General features: G+C 67.8%; 20 protein-coding genes. 11 read left to right on the top strand and 9 right to left on the bottom strand.

Annotated elements, in window-relative coordinates:
* Positions 1 to 45 precede the first annotated feature (45 nt).
* Together EV652_RS05730 and EV652_RS05725 are read left to right on the top strand one after the other, a co-directional pair.
* On the top strand, positions 46 to 723 hold the full coding sequence (locus tag EV652_RS05730; protein WP_132207937.1) for a DedA family protein: 678 nt from the start codon (positions 46 to 48) through the stop codon (positions 721 to 723).
* A gap of 57 nt (positions 724 to 780) precedes the next feature.
* The gene (locus EV652_RS05725; RefSeq protein ID WP_132207936.1) at positions 781 to 1,395 is read left to right on the top strand and encodes an NADPH-dependent FMN reductase; all 615 of its coding nucleotides are present in this window, start codon (positions 781 to 783) and stop codon (positions 1,393 to 1,395) included.
* A gap of 67 nt (positions 1,396 to 1,462) precedes the next feature.
* Here EV652_RS05725 and EV652_RS05720 read toward each other — a convergent pair whose 3' ends face one another.
* The 3 genes from EV652_RS05720 to EV652_RS05710 form a co-directional block, all read right to left on the bottom strand.
* Entirely contained in the window at positions 1,463 to 3,934 is a 2,472-nt protein-coding gene (locus EV652_RS05720) for an FtsX-like permease family protein (protein WP_132207935.1), read from the bottom strand.
* Positions 3,931 to 4,716: an ABC transporter ATP-binding protein gene (locus EV652_RS05715; RefSeq protein WP_132207934.1), complete on the bottom strand. Its 786-nt coding sequence runs from the start codon at positions 4,714 to 4,716 to the stop codon at positions 3,931 to 3,933. The genes EV652_RS05720 and EV652_RS05715 overlap by 4 nt, the downstream gene beginning before the upstream one ends.
* Before the next feature lie 104 nt (positions 4,717 to 4,820).
* On the bottom strand, positions 4,821 to 5,417 hold the full coding sequence (locus EV652_RS05710; protein ID WP_132207933.1) for a TetR/AcrR family transcriptional regulator: 597 nt from the start codon (positions 5,415 to 5,417) through the stop codon (positions 4,821 to 4,823).
* A gap of 107 nt (positions 5,418 to 5,524) precedes the next feature.
* On the opposite strand from EV652_RS05710, the gene EV652_RS05705 reads away from it, so the two are divergent.
* The 4 genes from EV652_RS05705 to EV652_RS05690 all read left to right on the top strand — a co-directional run bounded on the left by EV652_RS05705 (position 5,525) and on the right by EV652_RS05690 (position 9,941).
* Entirely contained in the window at positions 5,525 to 6,568 is a 1,044-nt protein-coding gene (locus EV652_RS05705; RefSeq protein WP_132207932.1) for an ABC transporter permease, read from the top strand.
* Between the two features lie 182 nt (positions 6,569 to 6,750).
* Positions 6,751 to 8,148 carry an extracellular solute-binding protein gene (locus EV652_RS05700; RefSeq protein ID WP_132207931.1) on the top strand — a complete coding sequence of 466 codons (1,398 nt, stop codon included), beginning with the start codon at positions 6,751 to 6,753 and terminating at the stop codon, positions 8,146 to 8,148.
* Between the two features lie 27 nt (positions 8,149 to 8,175).
* Positions 8,176 to 9,117: a carbohydrate ABC transporter permease gene (locus tag EV652_RS05695; protein ID WP_132207930.1), complete on the top strand. Its 942-nt coding sequence runs from the start codon at positions 8,176 to 8,178 to the stop codon at positions 9,115 to 9,117.
* Positions 9,114 to 9,941, top strand: a complete 828-nt coding sequence (locus EV652_RS05690; RefSeq protein ID WP_132207929.1) for a carbohydrate ABC transporter permease — start codon at positions 9,114 to 9,116, stop codon at positions 9,939 to 9,941. The genes EV652_RS05695 and EV652_RS05690 overlap by 4 nt, the downstream gene beginning before the upstream one ends.
* 25 nt (positions 9,942 to 9,966) lie before the next feature.
* Here the strand turns inward: EV652_RS05690 and EV652_RS05685 are convergent, their stop codons facing one another.
* Positions 9,967 to 10,656: a hypothetical protein gene (locus EV652_RS05685; protein ID WP_132207928.1), complete on the bottom strand. Its 690-nt coding sequence runs from the start codon at positions 10,654 to 10,656 to the stop codon at positions 9,967 to 9,969.
* Between the two features lie 336 nt (positions 10,657 to 10,992).
* Between EV652_RS05685 and EV652_RS05680 the strand changes: the two genes are divergently transcribed.
* Together EV652_RS05680 and EV652_RS05675 are read left to right on the top strand one after the other, a co-directional pair.
* On the top strand, positions 10,993 to 11,673 hold the full coding sequence (locus tag EV652_RS05680) for a YdcF family protein (RefSeq protein WP_132207927.1): 681 nt from the start codon (positions 10,993 to 10,995) through the stop codon (positions 11,671 to 11,673).
* Between the two features lie 241 nt (positions 11,674 to 11,914).
* Positions 11,915 to 12,340 carry a CBS domain-containing protein gene (locus EV652_RS05675; protein WP_132207926.1) on the top strand — a complete coding sequence of 142 codons (426 nt, stop codon included), beginning with the start codon at positions 11,915 to 11,917 and terminating at the stop codon, positions 12,338 to 12,340.
* A gap of 21 nt (positions 12,341 to 12,361) precedes the next feature.
* Here the strand turns inward: EV652_RS05675 and EV652_RS05670 are convergent, their stop codons facing one another.
* From EV652_RS05670 to EV652_RS05660, 3 genes are read right to left on the bottom strand one after another with little or no spacing between them, the layout of a single operon-like run.
* Positions 12,362 to 12,730 carry a DUF4190 domain-containing protein gene (locus EV652_RS05670; protein WP_132207925.1) on the bottom strand — a complete coding sequence of 123 codons (369 nt, stop codon included), beginning with the start codon at positions 12,728 to 12,730 and terminating at the stop codon, positions 12,362 to 12,364.
* A 51-nt stretch (positions 12,731 to 12,781) separates the two neighbouring features.
* The gene (locus EV652_RS05665; RefSeq protein ID WP_132207924.1) at positions 12,782 to 14,131 is read right to left on the bottom strand and encodes a M16 family metallopeptidase; all 1,350 of its coding nucleotides are present in this window, start codon (positions 14,129 to 14,131) and stop codon (positions 12,782 to 12,784) included.
* Entirely contained in the window at positions 14,128 to 15,414 is a 1,287-nt protein-coding gene (locus EV652_RS05660) for a M16 family metallopeptidase (protein WP_132207923.1), read from the bottom strand. Before EV652_RS05660 ends, EV652_RS05665 begins: the two co-directional genes overlap by 4 nt.
* Positions 15,415 to 15,541: 127 nt before the next feature.
* Here EV652_RS05660 and EV652_RS05655 point away from each other — a divergent pair, with 127 nt between their 5' ends.
* Together EV652_RS05655 and EV652_RS05650 are read left to right on the top strand one after the other, a co-directional pair.
* Complete coding sequence (locus EV652_RS05655; RefSeq protein WP_242001588.1) at positions 15,542 to 15,886, top strand: YciI family protein; 345 nt, start codon at positions 15,542 to 15,544, stop codon at positions 15,884 to 15,886.
* Positions 15,887 to 15,902: 16 nt separating this feature from the next.
* Positions 15,903 to 17,141, top strand: a complete 1,239-nt coding sequence (locus EV652_RS05650) for an RNA polymerase sigma factor (protein WP_242001587.1) — start codon at positions 15,903 to 15,905, stop codon at positions 17,139 to 17,141.
* Here the strand turns inward: EV652_RS05650 and hisN are convergent.
* Entirely contained in the window at positions 17,125 to 17,904 is a 780-nt protein-coding gene (gene hisN, locus EV652_RS05645) for a histidinol-phosphatase (RefSeq protein ID WP_132207922.1), read from the bottom strand. The two genes, EV652_RS05650 and hisN, sit on opposite strands and share 17 nt — an antisense overlap.
* A gap of 191 nt (positions 17,905 to 18,095) precedes the next feature.
* On the opposite strand from hisN, the gene EV652_RS05640 reads away from it, so the two are divergent.
* Positions 18,096 to 18,590: a DUF2231 domain-containing protein gene (locus EV652_RS05640; RefSeq protein WP_132207921.1), complete on the top strand. Its 495-nt coding sequence runs from the start codon at positions 18,096 to 18,098 to the stop codon at positions 18,588 to 18,590.
* Here the strand turns inward: EV652_RS05640 and rsgA are convergent.
* Positions 18,583 to 19,596, bottom strand: coding sequence for a ribosome small subunit-dependent GTPase A (gene rsgA / locus EV652_RS05635; RefSeq protein WP_132207920.1), 1,014 nt, complete (start codon positions 19,594 to 19,596; stop codon positions 18,583 to 18,585). The genes EV652_RS05640 and rsgA overlap by 8 nt on opposite strands.
* Positions 19,597 to 19,619: the final 23 nt, after the last annotated feature.

The raw sequence follows: 19,619 nt of genomic DNA, 5'->3' as shown, positions 1-19,619 counted from the left end.
TGACCTCAATGTGCGGACACGCTTCGCGGGCCTAGCGTCGTCGACATGTTCACGACGAATCAGGTGATGATGACCGCGCTGCAGGCGACGCACGAACCGACCGGAGGAGTGGCCGGATGGGCGATCGGCCTGATGGAGAGGCTCGGTGCGCCCGGTGCCGGGCTCGCGGTGGCGCTGGAGAACCTGTTTCCGCCGTTGCCCAGCGAGGTGATCCTGCCGCTGGCCGGCTTCGCCGCCAGCCGCGGTGATCTCGGGCTGATCAGCGCGATCGTGTTCACGACCTTCGGATCGATCGTCGGTGCGCTCGCCCTGTACGGCGTTGGTGCGGGGCTGGGCCGGGATCGGACCAGAGCGCTGGCCGGGAAGCTGCCGCTGGTCAAGATCGAGGATGTCGACAAGGCGGAGGGCTGGTTCACCCGGCACGGTCCGAAGGCGGTGCTTATCGGCCGTTTGGTGCCGGTGGTGCGAAGTCTGATCTCGGTGCCGGCAGGGGTGGAGCGGATGTCGGTGCCGCTGTTCATGACGCTGACCGCAATGGGCAGCCTGATCTGGAACTCGCTGCTGATCATCGCCGGGTACCAGCTCGGTGAGCGGTGGCATGTGGTGGAGTCGTCGGTGGGCGTCTTCCAATGGGTCGTGCTCGCGGGTGCGGTGGCGGCCGTGGTGTGGTTCGTGGTTGTCAAGGTTCGAGCCGGGCGTTCAGAATCTGAGAAAGTCAAGTAGCAAGCTCGACTTTGGCTACTCTCGATCCATCACTGCCAAGCTCAGGAGATGGGTCAGATGCCCTCAGTCGCGTTCGAAGCGCAGGTCGTACCGGATCCGCCGGTGTGGCCGCAGTCTGTCGTCACCGTGGTCGGCAACCCCAGGGCTGGTTCGCGGACGGCGGTGGCCGCCGCATCCGTCGCCGAACTGCTGGCGTCTGAGCTCGGTACGCCGTACCGGATCGATGAACTGGTCGACTTGGTGACGTTCGCGTCGGCGATCTTCCAGGGGGAGAACGCAGGGCAGGAGGAGCGGGCGGCGCTGGAGAACGCGATCGATCTGGTGTCGTCGGCGTCCGTGATCGTGATCGCGACGCCGGTGTACAAGGGGAGTTATACCGGGTTGCTGAAGAGCTTCCTGGATGTCTTGCGGCCGCAGGCGTTGGCGGGTGCGGTGGTGGTGCCGGTCACAGTGTCCGCGGCGCCCAGCCACAAGTTGCTGGCGGATCAGCACCTGCGGCCGGTGCTGGCGGAGCTGGGGGCGAGTGTGCCGGTGCCTGGGGTGATCCTGGAGGAGCGGGATCTCGAGGATCTGCAGGTGGTGCTGTCCGGCTGGCTGCGCAACAACGCAGGCATCGTCCAGGCCACGACCATCGCGCTGCAGCCGGTAGCTGAGCCGACTCCGGCGAAGTAGGTCAGCTCACACCGGTTGGTGTGTTGCCCGCGCGGGTGTCCTTGGTGGAGGACACCCGCTCAGGTCGTTAGTCGGCGTGGGTGGGTTGGGTGGGGGAGTGGCGCAGGGTGGTGGTGGCGGGGAGGAGGGTTGAGGTGAAGGTGAGGGCGCCTGCGGCACCGATGATCGCCAAGTAGATCCACAGCGGGCCGGTGGGGAGAGAAGACGTCGAGACGGTGGCGGAGTAGGGGAGTAGGCAGGCCAGGGCTACCAGGGTGCCGAGGGTGATGCCGGCTAGCCAGATCAGGGTGCTTTCGGTGGTCAGCATGCGAAGGACCTGGGCGCGGGTGGAGCCGGTGAGGCGTTGGAGGGCGAACTCGCGCCGCCGGCGCAGGGTGGTCGAGACCAGCGTGTTGATGACCGAGACCGCGGTGTACGCGATCAGCATCCCGACGAGCATGTAGTTGATCCACGCCTGCGTCTGCAGATCTTCCGCATTCGAGGCGACCAGGGTGTCCCGGTCCGCGACCTGTACGCCGGGGTGCTTGGCAGCGACTGCAGCGAGTGCCGGGCGTACGTCGCTCCCAGGCTCGGAGCGGACCAGGATCTGCTTGGTCAGACCGTCCGTGGTGTGAGCGGCGACCAGTGAAGCAGGCAGGACGATCGATTCGTAGCCGCGCTCGGCCGCGAACAATGCGACCACCCGCAACCTCACCGATGCGCCGTCGCCCAACGTCATGGTGATCTCTGACCCGATACCGCGATCCATCTTGGATGCCACGTATTCGGGCAGCGCCACGGTCGATCCGACCAGGCCCGACAGCGATCCGGCGGTCAAGCGGACAGGCGCCGTACCGTCGTGACCCTGGGCGTCGACGCCCAGCACGGGAGCGCCGTCCTCGTCGAAGGGAGCGTTGCGCGGTTCGTCGATGACCGCCGTACTGCGGACGAAGGCCGAAGCACTCGCCACACCCGGTGCCTCCCGCACCTCGTTCAGCAACGCAGGCGACAGACCTGCTTCGGAGACTAGTACGGCGTCCGCGCGCAGATCCCGGGTGAAGGCTTCGGAGGCGGCGTGGACCTGCGTGGTCTGCATGTACAGGTTGGCGGTCGAGATGCCGACGGCAAGCATCACCGGCATGACCGCGGCCGACATCGCCACTGATCGGGCCGTGACGTTGAGGATCGCGAGCCGTCCGTTGACCCGGGTCAGCAACTGCACCGGCCAACGCCACAGCAGTAGAACCACCTTGGTCCAGAACGGGCCGAGCAACGCGACACCGATCGCCCAGCACAGGATCGACGGCCCGGCAGTCGCACCGGCGAGCGGCCCGGTCATCACTGTCGCGGTGACGATCAGCAGGGCCAGACCGCCGCCAAGGAACAGCAGTCCGAAGAGCAGACGGACCCAGCTGAACCACTTCCGCTGCAGCGACGCCTCCATCAGCGCCTCGACCGGACGGATCTTGGCCGACTTGCGGGCCGCGATCAGGGCGGCGCCGATGGACGCGAGTACGGCGGCTCCCGCGCCGGCGACGAACGGGAGCCAGCCCTGGGAGAACTCGACGAACGGCGAGGCGACACCGTGCGAGCCGAGTTGCTCGAAGAGGAAGCGGCCGAGGAAGACACCGGGTACGGCGCCCAGCAGCACGGCCGGGATCGAGACGAGCAGGGACTCGCCGAGGATCATCCGCCGTACCTGGCCTGGCGTCGTACCGATGCCGCGTAGCAGGGCGAACTCGCGCTCGCGGTGCTGGGCGGACAGCGCCAGCGTGGAGGCGACCACGAACATCATCGTCATCGTCGCGATACCACCGAACGAGCCCGCGATCGAGATCAGAGCGACCCGCTGTGACTCCCCGCCGACGTGCTCGGCCAAGCCCCGGTCGATCCCCGTGCTGACAGTGATCCCGGTGTCGAGTGCCTCGATCCGGTCCTTGATCGCCTCGACATCGGTGCCGGGGGCAACCAGTACGCCGACGCCCGCGAAGCTGGTCGGATTGTCGACACAGCGGGCGGCGTCGCGGTCGGAGAAGAAGCTGTGACCCGCCGGACCGGAGGCCAGACCACTGACAGTGAAGGTCGCGGGCTCGCCCTTGATCAGGAAGGTGACGCGATCGCCGACCTTCGCATCAGACCCGGGTACGACGACCTGACCGGCCCGAGGAGCACGGCCCGACGTCAGCCGGTACGGCGCCAACGCCGCACTCGACCAATTGTGGCCCTCGGTCGCACCCGCCCCGAAGGCTGCAAACGTGTAGTCGCCGATGGCTTCCGAAACGCCGTCCACAGAACGAATCTTGTCCACAACTGAAGCCGGGACGCCGACGCGTTCGGGCAGTGGGGTCGCGTCCTCGGCGCCAGGCCGAAGGTGAGACTGTTTGCCGGAGACAACGATCGGGGCCGCGGCGAGGCGTTCCGGTGCGACGTTGGAACGGATGCCGGTTTCCATCAGACCGCCGCAGGCCATCACGATCGCCGTACCGAAGACGACCGCGATGAACGTGGCGACGAAGCCGCCCTTGCGGAACCGCAGAGTGCGGACAGCCAGGCGCATCATCGAGCAACCGCCATCGAGAGCCTGGAACGGGCGCCCAGGTGGGTCATGCGGTCGGCGACCTGCTCGGCGGTCGGCGCGGTCAGGCTGCCGGCCAGTACGCCGTCGGCCAGGAAGACGACCTGGTCGGCGTACGAAGCGGCGACCGGGTCGTGGGTGACCATGACGACCGTCTGGCCTTGGGTGCGAACCGGCTCGCGGAGCAACTCGAGGACGTCGGCGGCGGTCTGGGTGTCGAGTGCACCGGTCGGTTCGTCGGCGAAGATCACGGCGGGTCGCGCGACCAGAGCACGGGCGATCGCGACGCGCTGCTGCTGACCGCCGGAGAGTTCGCCCGGACGGTTCTTGGAGCGATCGCCGAGGCCGACGCGGTCGAGCACCTCGCGGACCGCGTTGCGATTGGCGCGGCGGCCGTCGAGTTCTTGCGGCAGGCAGACGTTCTGCCAGACAGTCAGCGCGGGCAGCAGGTTGAACGACTGGAACACGAAGCCGATGCGCTCGCGGCGGAGCTCGGTGAGCTTGCGTTCGTTGAGGCTGGCAAGGGCTTGGCCGTCGATGTGGACGGTGCCCGAGGTCGGCCGGTCGAGGCCGGCGGCACAGTGCAGGAAGGTGCTCTTCCCGGAACCGGACGGGCCCATCACTGCGGTGAAGGTGCCGCGGGCGAAGCTGATGGAGATGCCGTCGAGCGCGGTCACCGCGTTGCCGCCGCGGCCGTAGACCCGCCGTACGTCTTGCAGGACGACCGAGTGATCGCTCCTGCTCACAACTTCCCGCTTGCGCCTCATGCGTTGGGCTCCTTGCGTCTTCAGGTGGACGCCATTGACGCTACGGAGCGCGAGCCGCGGTCCCCATGGTGCTGGACCGCCGCCGATGGTGGGTGTAGGTCCACCTAGGGCTGGAGCAGTGCGCGCAGTCCGGCCGTATAGGTGTCGGGGGAGACGTCGCCGATGAGGAGGCGTTGGAGGATGAAGCCGGGGAGGAAGCCGAAGAGCACCTGGGCGATGTAGTGGGGGTCGACCGAGGCGTCCACAGTGCCGTCGGCCTGGGCACGACGCGCCACGGCCTCGAAGTGGGCGCGGACCTGGATGTACTTGCCCTGTGCGGTCGCCTTGATGGCCGGATTGCGCAGCGCCTCCGCCCAGGCCTGGATCGCTACCCGGGTCACATCGCCGCCGGGGCGCTCGGCGACCGCGACGATGTGGTTGAGCGCGGCCTCCAGGGCGGCGAGCGGGGTCAGCGGCTCCTCGGTCGCGAGGATCTTCTCGAAGAGCTCGTCGACCGTGCTGAGTGCTTCCTCGGCGATGGCCGCGACGATCTCCTCCTTGCTCTTGAAGTACCCGTACACCGCACCCGCGGACATCCCGGACTCACGGATCACGTCGGCCATCGTCGTCTTGTGGAAACCCTGCTCGACCACGCAGAGGCGGGCCGCCGCCACGATCTGCTGACGGCGGGCCAGGCGGTGTTCCTCGGTGACCTTCGGCATATCCGGAACATAAAACGAATGTCCGTTCTTGACAAGTCGCCGCCAGAGGAGTCACGCTCGAATCAATAAAGAACGGTCATTCGGTTTCACGGAACAAGGAGTCCCCCATGTCCGCTCAGCTGACCGGGCACCACCCCGACCAGGCGCCCGAACATGCCCCGGAACACGCCGCAGACAACCGTCAGCGGCCCCCGCTGGTCGTCGTCATCACGCTGCTGACCGCACTGCTCACCGTGCTGCTGATCGCGTTCGCGTGGCCGGCTGCGCGCTCCGAACCGCGCGACGTCCCGCTCGCCGTGGTGGGGCCCGCGCCGGCTGTCGCCCAGGTCGAGAAGGGGCTCGAGCAAGCGATGCCCGGTGGATTCGAGCTCTCCGCCGTACCGGATCGGGCTGCCGCGGTGCAGAAGATCGAGGACCGGGAGGTGTACGGCGCCATCGTGCTCGACCCGCAGCAGCCGGAGGTGCTGACCGCGTCGGCCGGTGGTCCCGCGGTCGCGCAGATCATCACGCAGTTGGCGACGCGGCTGTCGCCCGAGACGCCGGCGAAGGTGACGGACGTCGTACCGCTGCCGGCTGACGACCCGCGTGGTGCGGGGCTCGCCGCGGGTGCGCTGCCGCTGGTGCTCGGCGGGATCATCGCGGCCGCGTTGCTGACTCAGCTCGTGAGGAGCGGGGCGAAGCGGATGGTCGGTGCGGTGACCTTCGCGATCACCGGCGGTCTCGCGTTGGCCGCCGTACTGCAGTTCTGGCTCGGATCGTTCGAGGGCAGCTACCTTTCCAACTCGGGGGTCATCGCGCTGTCGATCGCGGCGGTCAGTCTCACGCTGCTGGGTCTGGAATGGCTGCTCGGTCGCGCGGGACTCGCGCTCGGCGCGGCCATGATGATGCTGCTCGGCAATCCGCTATCCGGTCTGACGAGTGCGCCCGAGATGCTGCCGAGCGGCTGGGGTGCGCTGGGGCAACTGCTTCCGCCGGGAGCCGCGGGTACGGCGCTCCGTTCGGTGAGCTTCTTCGACGGCGCCGGAGCGGCCGGGCCTCTCGTCGTACTGAGCTGCTGGCTCGTCGCCGGTCTCACGCTGTGTGGCCTCGGCGCTCTGCGGTCCCAGCGCGTCGTACATCCCCGCCACGAGGCGAAGCCCGTTACTGTCTGAAGGTATGACAATGAGGTGACCGGATCGTTACGTGCCGGTCACCGCGTCAGCGCCCACAGACCGGGACAACGTTGTCTGTCAAGCATTGACTTCGGCCACCTCGGCCTCCTACGGTCGCGAGAAAGCCCAGCGGGTTTGGGTCGTGGTACCGGGATGACAACGATTGCCCGAAGGTGGACGTGATGGTGACAAGGAAACGTTTCAAAGCAGCCGCCGCCGTGAGTGCGCTGCTGCTGGCGGTCTCGGCCTGCAGCCAGGGGTCGACGACCAAGGAACCGGAGGCGGGCGGCTCGCAGAGCGCCGGTCCGGCGAACATCAAGATCGCGTACCAGCAGTGGGGTCCGGGCACGGTGATGAAGAACTTCCTCGCCGGTGTCAAGACCGAGTACGAGGCGGCCAACCCCGGATCGAAGGTCGAGATCCTGCCCATCGTGGCCAGCGAGAACGACTACTACACCAAGCTGCAGCTGATGATGCGGTCGCCGAACACCGCACCGGACGTGGTCTACGAGGACACCTTCCTGATCAACTCCGACATCACCGCCGGCTACCTGCGGCCGCTCGACGACTACATCAAGGGCTGGGACCAGTGGGGCCAGTTCGAGGACACTGCCAAGGGTGCCGCGAAGGCGCTGGACGGCAAGACGTACGGCGTCCCGGACGGCACCGACACGCGTGCGCTCTGGTACAACAAGCAACTCTTCGCCAAGGCCGGACTGCCTGCCGACTGGCAGCCGAAGACTTGGGACGACGTCCTCACCGCCGCCCGGGCCATCAAGCAGAAGGTTCCCGGCGTGATCCCGCTGAACGTGTACTCCGGCAAGCCGATGGGTGAGGCCTCGGCCATGCAGGGCTTCGAGATGCTGCTCTACGGCACCAAGGACACCCTCTACAACAACGACCAGCAGAAGTGGGTCGTCGGCAGCCAGGGCTTCAAGGACTCGCTGAACTTCATCAAGACCATCTACAGCGAGGGTCTCGCACCCACACCGAAGCAGGCGCTCGACCCGAACATGGGCAGCAAGGTCGGAACCGAACTGCTTCCCGGCGGCAAGCTGGGGATCGCGCTGGACGGTTCGTGGATCTACGGGAACTGGCAGAAGACCGGTGCGAAGCCGTGGCCGCAGTGGAGTGAGGTGCTCGGCCAGACCGCGATGCCGACGCAGGACGGCGGCGGCAAGGGCAAGGTCAGCCTCTCCGGCGGCTGGACCTGGGCCATCCCGGCCAAGTCGAAGAACCCGGATGCGGCCTGGAACCTGATCAAGACGCTGCAGACCCAGAAGAACGCGGCCAAGTACGCCACCGAGGGTGCGCAGATCGCGGTCCGCAAGGACGTCGCCTCCGACGCGGCGTACAAGTCGTCCGCGAAGAGCACCCAGTTCTTCACCGACCTGGTCTCGGTCACCGTGTACCGGCCGGCCTACGCGGAGTACCCGAAGGTCTCCAACGAGATCATCACCGCGATGGAGGCGGTGATGACCGGGCAGTCGTCGCCGGACGAGGCCGCGAAGAACTACGACGAGGCCGTCGAAGGCATTGTCAGCAAGGACAAGACGACCACCGACAGCGGCGGCCAGTAGCGCCGGTCTGACGAAGGAACTGCCCCTGTGACGACGACAGTCGCCCCGGCCTCGGCCAAGCCCGCTCCGTCCGGTAAGAAGTCCGGACGGAACGGGCGGCCGCGAGGCGCCAAACTGGCCAAGATGTTGCCGCTGACACCGGCGATCGGGCTGATGCTGGTCTTCCTGGCCGGCCCGATCATCTACTGCCTGTACGCCGCGTTCACCAACATGGCGCTCACCGGCACCGGCGCCGCGAACGTGAGTTTCGTCGGACTGGACAACTTCCGGAAGGCCTTCGGCAGCGGCGCGTTCACCAACGCGATCTGGCTGACCCTGGTGTTCACGCTGATCTCCGCGATCATCGGCCAGAACACCCTCGGGCTCGGCCTGGCCTTGCTGATGCGCAAGTCCACCAAGGTGATCCGCAACTTCGTCGGTACGGCGGTGATCGGTGCCTGGGTGCTGCCCGAGGTGGTGGCGGCGTACCTGCTCAGCGCGTTCTTCAACGACGAGGGCACGCTGAACGTGATGCTGCACGCGGTCGGCCTGCCCGACCAGGACTGGTTGTACGCGGCACCGATCATCGCGGTCTCGCTGGCCAACATCTGGCGCGGTACGGCGTTCTCGATGCTGGTGTACTCGGCAGCCTTGAGCGAAGTACCGAAGGAGATCGAGGAGTCGGCCGAGATGGACGGCGCGACCGGTCTGCGGCGGCTGATCTTCGTCACGCTGCCGATGATCAGCCGGGCGATCATGACCAACCTGATGCTGATCACGCTGCAGACGCTGAGCGTGTTCGGTCTCATCTACGCGATGACCCGCGGTGGCCCCGGCACCAAGAGCCAGACGCTGCCGCTGTACATGTACGAGCAGGCGTTCAGCTTCTCCCAGATCGGCTACGGTACGGCGATCGCCCTGGTGATGCTGCTGATCGGCGCGGTGTTCTCGCTGATCTACCTGCGTGGACTGAACTCGGAGGCCGCATGATCGCCCGCGATCGGATCAGCAAGCTGAGCGCGAACCTTGTCCTGCTGGCGATCGGCGTACTGTTCGTGCTGCCGCTGCTCTGGGTGCTGTTCGCCTCGATCAACCGGACCGCCGGCCTACGGGTGGAGTTCCCGACCAGCCCGACGCTGGGGAACTTCAAGGCGGTGCTGAACACTGACACGACGTACCGGCCCGTGTTCAACGGCGTGGTGCTGTGTGGTGGGGCGGCACTGCTCACGATGATTTGTGCGGTGCTGGCGGCGTACCCGCTGTCCCGCTTCAAGTCGAAGTTCAACCGGCCGTTCCTGCTGACCGTGCTGTTCTGCACCGGGTTGCCGATCACCGCGGTCATGGTGCCGGTGTACGGCCTGTTCGTTCAGCTCAACCTGATCGACACGCTCGGCGGCACGATCATGTTCATGGCGACCAGTTCGCTGCCGTTCGCGATCTGGCTGACCAAGACGTTCATGGACGGCGTACCGATCTCCCTCGAGGAAGCCGCCTGGGTGGACGGCGCCGGCAGCATGCAGGCTCTGCGCAGCATCGTCCTGCCACTGATGTGGCCGGGGATCGCGGTGGTGCTGATCTTCACCTTCATCGGCATGTGGGGCAACTTCTTCGTCCCCTTCATGCTCCTGCTCTCCCCGGAACGCCTCCCCGCCTCCGTCAGCATCTTCACGTTCTTCGGCCAGTACGGCGAACCCAACTACGGGCAGCTGGCGGCGTACTCCCTCATCTACACCACCCCGGTCCTCCTGCTCTACCTGCTCCTCAGCAGGAAGCTCGGCGGCGCGTTCGCGCTGGGCGGCGCGATCAAGGGTTAGACACCGCTGCGCGGCGGCCGGTCGATCAGCTGCTGGACCGCGCCGCCAGCGTCTTGTGGGTCTCCTGCCAGAACTCGAGTTTTTGCTGGAAGGTCCAGTCCCACTGGACGTCCGGCACGGCGTTGGCGTAGCGGTCCAGGGCGATCGGGGCCAACGCGCCGGCTGTTTCCGGGACGCCGTCGATGACCAGGGCCAGTCGGACGACGAAGGTGACCAGCCGGGTGAGCCGGGAGTGGTCGTGTGAAGTCTCGAGCTCCTTCAGCTCGCCGCGGAGCTGTTTGATCGTGCGCAGCGCCGTACGACGTTCGGCCCGGCCTGGTGCCGCGGCGAGCTCGTCGGGCGGGATGCCGAGGAGCTCTGCCACATCGTCCAGCTCGACCTCGGTGGCGGCCGCCGTGGGCTTGCGCAGCAGGCGTGGTTTGTCGGCCTGGAGCCGTTCGGCGATCTGGTCGAGCAACTCGTCCAGGCCGCGGACGACCTCGGGCACTGAGTGATCGGCGGTCCTCCGCCGGTTGCTCACCAGTGCGGCTACGCGGTCGTGGTCTGCCTCGACCACGGTCCGCACGGTCGGCGGCCAGTCGTCGAGGCCGACGAGCTGTTCCTGCTTCGGCGCGGACGGGTTGAGGTCACCCGCGTTGAGCGGCTTGGCGCCGGCGCGCGCCGCGGTGATCTCCTCTTCGAGCTTCTTCTGGGGACCCGGAACGATTGAGCTCACCCACCCACCCTACGCACGTCCCAGCCCAACGCGACCACAACCGCGATCCCGGTGAAAGGACGCCGCTTCGCGGCGGCTGACTTACTGACCGCCTTCGGCGCAGTGCGCGGACGGGTGTGGACAGGTCGGCGCGGTTGGCGCCGTGTGCGGTCAACTCTCGGTGTCTGCTGAGTGATCGCGGCAGTGATCAAGGGCTGACCAGCTGCGGCCTGCGCCGAGTCGTGGATTTCGGTCGAGAACTGGCCCGTCGGACGACGTGAATCCACGACTCGACGACAGTGCTCGAGCGACGCTCCGGACGAGAGTTGCGTTCGGTGGCTGGATTAGCCTTGAGCGATGGTTGGCGAGCTCGGCGCGGAGCGTGCGCGTTGGTTGTCCGATGGGCAGGACGAGGATGCGCGGTTGATCTGGGATTACCACCAGATGCATCACGAGCTGCGGTCGGCGTCAGTGGGGATCGGTCTTGGTAGTCATGATCTGGGTGTCGCGGCGTTGGCAGCTCAGCTGTACCGGCGCGAACTGTTTCCCAGGCTCGTGTTCACTGGTGCGAACAGTGCGACGACGGCCGGGCGGTTTCCCCGGGGCGAGGCGATTCACTACCGCGAGCACGCGATCGGGCTCGGGGTTCCCGCGGCTGCGATCTCGGTCGAAGTCCAGGCCGCCAACACGGGACAGAACATCACCCACACCAGGGATCTGCTCGCACGTGAAGGCGTGCAGGTCGAGTCGGTTCTGCTGATCTCCAAGCCGTACATGGAGCGGCGTGCCTTTGCCACGTGTCGCAAGCTCTGGCCGGAAGTTCAGGTCGTCTGTGCTTCGGAGCCGATCGAGTTCTCCGAGTATCTGCGCAGCATCGGCGATGCGGCGCTGGTCGTCGAGATGTTGGTGGGCGACCTCCAACGAGTCATCGAGTACCCGGCACTCGGCTTCGCGGTCGAGCAGGACGTCCCGGGCGATGTCCTTGCTGCGTACAACCGACTCGTCGACGCGGGATTCACCAGCCGGCTCGTGACCTGATGGCGCAAGGCGTCGATGCCCTCGTCACTACTCCGGGTCCGGCAGTGTCGTTCGTTGGTGGCGCGGTGGCGGGGGTGTTCTGGGTTGCGGTGGGGCGATGGAGGGGAAGCCCTCGCGATTGGCTACTGAGCGTGACGTGGATATGCAGGGATTCATCACAAGGTGTGACCGGTGAGGGCTGCCGCTTCGGGGCGGATTTCGCTACCTTTGGGTATTGGTCCCTCGATCTGCAGGAGGCTCCGTGAAGATCAACGACGTACTGCGCGGCAAGGGCAACCAGGTCGTCACCATCTCCCCAGAAGCCACAATCACCGAGCTGCTCAGCCTGCTGGCCGACCACAACATCGGCGCCGTGGTCGTGAGCCCGGACGGGTCCTCCGTGGCCGGTATCGTCTCCGAGCGCGACGTCGTCCGGCTCTGGAACGCCACCCCGGACGCGGGAGACGTCCGGGTCAGCTCGATCATGACGGCCGACGTCGCCACCTGCGGCCCGGACGACCACATCGACAACCTGATGCGGCTGATGACGGACCGCCGGATCCGGCACGTTCCGGTCGTGGTCGACGGTTCGCTGACCGGTCTGGTCAGCATCGGCGACGTGGTCAAGTCCCGGATCGGCGAGCTCGAGTTCGAGCGCGAGCAACTGTCGAACTACATCAGCAGGTAGGCGGAGCGGCTACAGCAGCAGCTAGGCCGCAGAGAAGGCGAACAGCGCGAACATCCCCAAGACGATCAGCAGGCCGATGCCGAGCAGTGCGGTGCCGATGAGGCCGCAGATCTGCCCGGCCTGAGCCATGCCCCGGTTGTTGTAGACGCCGGGCGACGCGTCGATCTCGGCGAGGGCTTGGCTGCCGAGCCACCAGGCCACCGGCGAGACGATCAGCAGGCCGGTGCACAGCGCGATCGCGCCGAGCACGAGTGAGACGGTGGCCTGCGAGTGGTCCCGCAGGATGCCGTACGCGGGCTGGTTCGGGAATCCGGGCTGGAGCGGGTACGTCGGCCCCCAGAAAGTGTGGGTCCGGTCCGTCGCGTCGGTGGGACGATCCGTGAACGACATGCCGCTCCTCTGCTCAGTGCCCCGGTGACTGAGCAGAGGAGGGCAGGTCCGTCAGCTCAGTTCGATCAGGTCGCCCAACGCCAGCTCGGTGAGCTGGGGCCGGACGTCCTTCGCTTCCCCTACGACGACGACCAGTAGGCCGTTGGTTCCGACGTACCGGCGGTAGGCCTCGGTGGCCTGGTCGGCGGTGGTGGCGGCGATCTGGGTCAGGTAGGTGTCGGCGAAGCCGATCGGTACGCCGTTCGCGATGTTGCTGCCGACCTGCTGGGCGACCGAGTCGGCCTGCTCGTACCGCAGCGGGGCCGTCCGGATCAGGCTGTCCTTAGCCTCCTGGACCTCCTGCTCGGTCAGCCCGTCGCGCGCCTCCCGCAGGATCCGGAGCGCGTCGCTGATCGCGGCGCCGGTCACCTCGGTGCGGACGGCGCCGCCGAGGCTGAACGTGCCGCCCTTCCGCGGTGCGGCGAAGCTGGTCCGCGTGCCGTAGGTGTAGCCCTTCTCCTCGCGCAGCACGGTGTCGACGCGAGAGGTGATCGTGCCACCGACCACGTGGTTCGCGACCGCGGCCGCGCCCCAGGCGGGATCGCGGCGGTCCGGACCGGCGCAGCCGATCAAGAGCTGGCTCTGCACTGAACCCGGCCGGTCGACCAGTACGACGCGATCGCCCGGGATGAAGAGCGGCTCGGGCGTCTCCACCGCCGGCCCCGCCGCGGAGGTCCAGCCGCCGAACGCCTCGTCGATGATCCCGGCCACGTCGACGCCGGTCGCGTCACCCGCGAACAGGATCTGCGCCCGGCCCGGGCCGATGTTGTCCCGGTAGAACTCGGCCACCTGCACATTGGTCAGCGGCCGGACCGTGTCCGGCGTACCCGCGGTCGGGCGGGAGCGCCGCGTCGACTGGTCGAACAGGTTCGCCGCGAACGCCTCGCGGGCGCGGTAGCCGGCGTTCGCCCGCTCCTGGTTGATCTCGCCGAGCCGGATCGTCACGTGCCGGCCGACGTCGGCCTGGTTGAACGCGGGCCGGGTGACCGCCTCGGCGAGCAGCTGCACCGCCGGGGCCAGGTGTGACACCGGCACCGAGATCTCCACGTGCAGCGCGTCCGAGCTGACATCCACGCCGTACGCCGCTCCGTGCCGCTCGAGGGCAGCCGCGAACTCGTTCGCCGACCGCAGCTCGGTGCCCTCGTCGAGGGTCCGGGACATGATCGTCGCGACGCCCTCGAGCTCACGCGGCTCGGCGATCAGCGGCATTGCGATCGTCACCCGGACGGTGGCGACGTACTGGCCCGGGCGGTCGAAGACGTGCACCGGGGTCCCGGTGGCGGTCGTCGTCGTGGTCGACGCCGGGAACTTCCACGGGCGGGGAGCGCCGACGGCCGGTGGGGTGGTCAGAACCTGGTTCATGCCTGCTCTCCTGCCGTCTCGGTACGGCGGTAGGTCACCTGAGCGCGACCGGACGCGCGGAGCCACTTGGCCGCCGCGGCCTGCACCTGCTCGACGGTGACTGCGCGGACCTGGTCGATCCGGGTGTTGATCCGGTTCGGGTCGCCGAACAGCAGCGCGTGGTGGGAGATCTCGTCGGCCCGCCCGGCGCACGTGGCCAACTGCTCCAGCCAGTCCCGCTCGGCCTGCGCCTGAACGGTGGCCAGTTCGTCCTCGGTGATGCCGCCCTCGGCCAGCTTCTCGATCTCCTCGAGCAGCGCGTCCTCGACCTTCTGCAGGTCGACGCCGTCGGAGGCGATCCCGGTCAGCGTGCCGAACGAGACGCCGCCGATCAACGGAAGCGCACCGCCGGACACCGACTGCGCGATCTGCTCGTCGCGGACCAGGCGGCGGTTCAGCCGGCCGCTCTGGCCGGCGGCGAGGATGTCGAGCGCGAGACCGGCCGCGTCCAGCTCCGGCGTCCCGTCGACCGGCAGCCGGAACATCATCGTGATCAGGTCGGACGGTACGTCGGAGACGACGTCGTCGCGTAGTACCTCGGTCAGCGGTCCGATCGTGCCGTCCGGAGCGGCCGGTGGCTTGGGGATCGCCGGCAGGTGGCCGAAGTACCGCTTGGCCGCGTCGAAGGCGTCCTCCTCGGAGACGTCACCGACGATCGTCAGGACCGCGTTGTTCGGGCCGTAGTACTTGCGGAAGAACGCGTGCACGTCCTCCACCGAGGCGGCGTCGAGGTCGGCCATCGAGCCGATCGTCATATGCGCGTACGGGTGGTCGTCGGGGAAGGTGAGCTTGACCAGCCGCTCGTAGGAATCGCCGTACGGGCGGTTGTCGTAGCTCTGCCGCTTCTCCTCCTTGACCACGTCGCGCTGGTTGTCCAGGTTCTCCTGGTTGACCGCGTCGAGCAGGTAGCCCATCCGGTCCGCCTCGAGCCACAGGGCCAGGTCGAGTCCGCCACTGGGCAGCGACTCGAAGTAGTTGGTCCGGTCGAAGAAGGTGCTCGCGTTCAGGCTCGCACCGGCGGTCTCCAGCAGGCTGAAGTGCTGGCCGGACGCGACGTTGCGCGATCCCTGGAACATCAGGTGCTCGAACAGGTGCGCAAAGCCGGTCAGTCCCGGCGGCTCGTGGCGCGATCCGACGTCGTACCAGAGGTTCACGGCGACGATCGGTACGGCGCGGTCCGAGCTGACGACGACGCGTAAGCCGTTGTCCAGCGTCTGTTCCGCGATGGGGTAGGTCAAGGACATGCCAGCCACCCTACGTGGTCCGAGAATTCTCCGCGTGTGATGTCGATCTGGCGCAGGCTCACGCATCGGAGTGGTAGATGCTGGACCCAGGAAGCGGGTCCGGACCTTCCAAGGAGAGGTGATACCAGTGGGCAAGTACCTGGTGATGATCTACGACGACGAGTCGGCCTGGGCCGCGGCGGACCCCTCGGCGGCCGAGCTCAACCACAAGCGCCACCAGGCGTTCGCGGAGGCCAACGGGTCGGCACTGCGGGGCGGTGCGCAGCTGGCGGAGAGCAACACCGCGACCTCGATCCGCTCCGACGGCAACGGTGGGTTCCTGGTCACCGACGGGACCTTCGCCGAGACCAAGGAAGTGATCGGCGGGTACTACGTCATCGAGGCGGCGGACCTGGACGAGGCGCTGACGATCGCCAAGCAGGTGCCGTCCCCGATGGGCGGGGTCGAAGTGCGGCCCATCATCGGCATGTGATGAACAGCCTCGGCATGTGAACACCATCAGTACCGGCGCGGTCGCCAGGGCGGTCCAGGAGGCTCATGAGAGCGAATGGGCCTTCGTCCTGGCGGCCACGGCCCGGGTCGCGGCTGACCTGGATCTGGCCGAGGACTGTGTTCAGGATGCCTACGCCAAGGCACTCGTGCACTGGCAGGAGCAGGGCATCCCGCGCCGACCGGGTGCGTGGCTGACGACCGTGGCCACCCGCCGGGCTCTCGAGCACCGGCGGCGGGCCGCGGTGTCGGAGCGCAAGCTCCCGCTCCTGATGCCGGATCCGGTGGACGACGCCGAGGTCGCGGCCGGTGTATTCCCGGACGACCGGCTGCGGCTCGTGTTCACCTGCTGCCATCCGGCGCTGGCTCAGGAAGCTCAGATCGCCCTGACCCTGCGGCTCGTCTGCGGGTTGTCGTCTGGCGAGATCGCGAAGGCGTTCCTGGTGAAGGAAACCGCGATGCAGGCGCGGATCACCCGGGCGAAGCACAAGATCTCCCAGACGGGCATCGCCTACCGGATTCCGCGGCTGACCGATCTGCCGGAGCGCATCGACGTGGTGCTCGACGTCGTACACCTGGTCTACACCGCGGGGCACACGGCGGCGGACGGTGATGGGCTGACGCGGCCGGACCTCGCGCGGCGTGGGCTTGATCTCGCCCGGATGGTGCGACTGCTACTGCCTGACAGCGGTGAGGCGGCGGCGCTGCTTGCGCTGATTTTGCTGACGCAGGCGCGGCAGGCAGCGCGGGTCGACGGTGCCGGGCAGTTGGTGTTGATGGAGGACCAGGACCGGGCGGTGTGGGATCGATCGCTGATCGCCGAGGGGCTGGAGCTGGTGCACGAGGCGCTGGCGCGGCCCGCCGGGCGATTCGGGTTGATGGCCGCGATTGCCGCCGTACACGCTGAGGCTGAGCGGTGGGAGGACACCGACTGGGCGGAGATCCTCGGGTTGTACGACTTGCTGCTGGCTCGCTGGCCGTCGCCCGTGGTCGCGCTCAATCGCGTGGTGGCGTTGAGTTATGTCGACGGCCCGGAGGCGGGGCTGGTCGCGTTGCAGTTGTTGGCCGACAACCCGGCGTTGTCCACGTATCCGTACCTCGCGTCCACGCGGGCCGAGCTACTTCGTCGTACTGGCCGGGACGCCGAGTCGCGTGCGGCGTACGAGGAGGCGTTGGCGTTCACGAGCAACGTTGTCGAGGCTGAGTTCCTGATGCGGCGGATCAGGCGAGACGCTTGAGGACCTCGTCGTGCAGGCGGCCGTTGGTGGCGACCGCGTTCGGGCCGTTCGGGCCGGAGACGCCGTCGACCGAGGTGAACTTGCCGCCGGCCTCCTCGACGATGATGGCCAGCGCGGCCATGTCGTACAGGTTGAGCTCGGGCTCGGCGGCGATGTCGACAGCGCCCTCCGCGACCAGCATGTACGACCAGAAGTCGCCGTACGCGCGGGTCCGCCAGCAGGAGTCCATCAGGTCGGCCCACTGGTTCTTCTTGCCGAGCTTCTCCCAGCCCTTGAGTGAGGCGTAGGACAGTGACGCGTCCTCGATCTTGCTCACGTCGCTGACCCGGCACGGCTGGGAGGAGTGCAGTGCGCGACCGGTCCAGGCGCCGTCGCCGTACGACGCCCACCAGCGCTTCCCGAGTGCCGGAGCGGACACCACGCCGACGACGACCTGGTCCTCGATCATCAGGCTGATCAGCGTCGCCCAGACCGGGACGCCACGGATGTAGTTCTTGGTGCCGTCGATCGGGTCGACCACCCAGCGGCGCACACCCCAGCCGGAGGTGCCGTCCTCCTCGCCCACGAACGCGTCCCGCGGGCGGGCCCGGGAGAGCGTCTTGCGCATCACGTCCTCGACCTTCTTGTCCGACTCGCTCACCGGGGTGAGGTCCGGCTTGGTGGCCACGTGCAGGTCGAGCGCCTTGTAGCGGTCCATCGTGGTCGAGTCCGCGTCGTCGGCCAGGATGTGGGCGAGCCGCAGGTCATCCGTGTGCGAAGGCATGCCGGAAGGCTAGCCTGAACCCCCGCTCAGCGGGCCAGGTGTCCGCAAAGGTTGCGGAACGGTTGCGGCGCGGATTGAACCGAACGCGGTCATTGAACGTGCAGTAAGTGTCCCGTGCGTCGGTAGCGTCAAGCCACGTCACGCACGGGACACTGTGTCTGATCACGTCGACGACTGCCCTGGAGGCGTCAATGTTCGAGCGCTTCGGTGACCTGCCACTGCACGTGCTGGTGATCCACGCCGCGGTGGTCGTACTGCCGGTGGCCGCCCTCACCGCGATCGCCTTCGCCGTACTGCCGCGCTGGCGCTGGCTGCTCCGCTGGCCGGCCCTGCTGCTCGGGGTCGGTGCGCTGGTACTCGCGTACGTCGCGAAGGAGAGCGGGGAGGCGTTCGTCGCCGCGGTTCCGACCCTGGAGCAGGCGGTGCGGCTGCACCAGCAGCGGGGCGACCTGCTGTTCTGGTACTGCCTGATCTTCGCCGTGGTCGCGCTGGCCGCGTTCCTGCTGCTCGGCGGCACGTCCGCGCTGGCCAGCGGAAAGGGTGCGAAGGCAACGAAGAGCAAGCCGCTGGAGCTGATCACCAGCGCCGCCGTCGTGGTGATCGGCGTCCTGGTCATCTGGCAGACGATCCGCACCGGCGACGCCGGCGCCAAGGCCGTGTGGGACGGGCAACTGCCGCCTAAGTAGCTTCTTGCTGCGTAGATTCTTGCTGGGCGGGGGGACTCTCGCGACCTTCGCGGCTGGCGAGCAGGCGCCGGAAGGACGCGACGCGTTCCCGGTCGACGCCCTCGGCCTCGTCGAGCGCGCAATCGGGTGCGGTCTCGGTGTGGGTGCAGCCGCGGGGGCAGTCCTCGGCGACCTCGGCCAGGTCGGGGAAGGCAAGGATCAGCTTGTCCGGATCGATGTGCGCCAGGCCGAACGAGCGGATGCCCGGGGTGTCGATGATCCAGCCGCCATCGGGCAAGCGCAGTACCAGGGCAGTGACCGAGGTGTGACGTCCACGGCCGGTCACCTCGTTGACCACGCCGATCGCTCGGTCGGCGCCCGGGATGAGCCCGTTGACCAGGGTCGACTTGCCGACGCCGGAGTGGCCAACGAGGACGCTGGTGCGGTTGTCGAGTTGCTCGTGGAGTGCGCTGAGGTCGCCGCCTTGCTGGGTTGCCACCGACTCCACACCGAGTGGGCGGTAGATCGACAGCAACGGATCCGGGTCGGCGAGGTCGGTCTTGGTCAGGCAGAGCAGTGGGCGCATCCCGGCGTCGTACGCGGCGACGAGGAAGCGGTCGATCAGGCCGGTCCGGGGTTCGGGGTTGGCGACGGCGACGACGATGACGAGTTGGTCCGCGTTCGCCACCAGCGGGCGTTCGACCGGGTCGTCGTCATCGGCCGAGCGGCGTAGCAGCGTCGTCCGGGGGAGGACCTCAACGATCCGGGCCAGGCTGCCTTCGCTGCCGCTCGCGTCGCCGTCGAGTTTGACCAGGTCGCCGACGATCACGCCCTTGCGGCCGAGCTGCCGGGCCTTCATCGCGGTGACGACCCGATCGCCGGGCTCGACCCAGCAGGTGTAGCGGCCGCGGTCGCGGGTGATGACGAAGCCGGTGGCGGCGTCGTCGTACGAGGGGCGGTCTTTCGTCCGCGGCCGGGTCCGGCGCTTCGGCCGGTCGTACCGGGCCTCCTCGTCGTACCGCGACATCAGCCGGCCAAGCCGTGTGTGAC

This window comes from Kribbella steppae (genome assembly GCF_004342025.1).
GTDB classification, from domain to species: domain Bacteria; phylum Actinomycetota; class Actinomycetes; order Propionibacteriales; family Kribbellaceae; genus Kribbella; species Kribbella steppae.
Note: the sequence above shows the minus strand (reverse complement) of the source record. Positions and strands in the feature narration are given on the sequence as shown.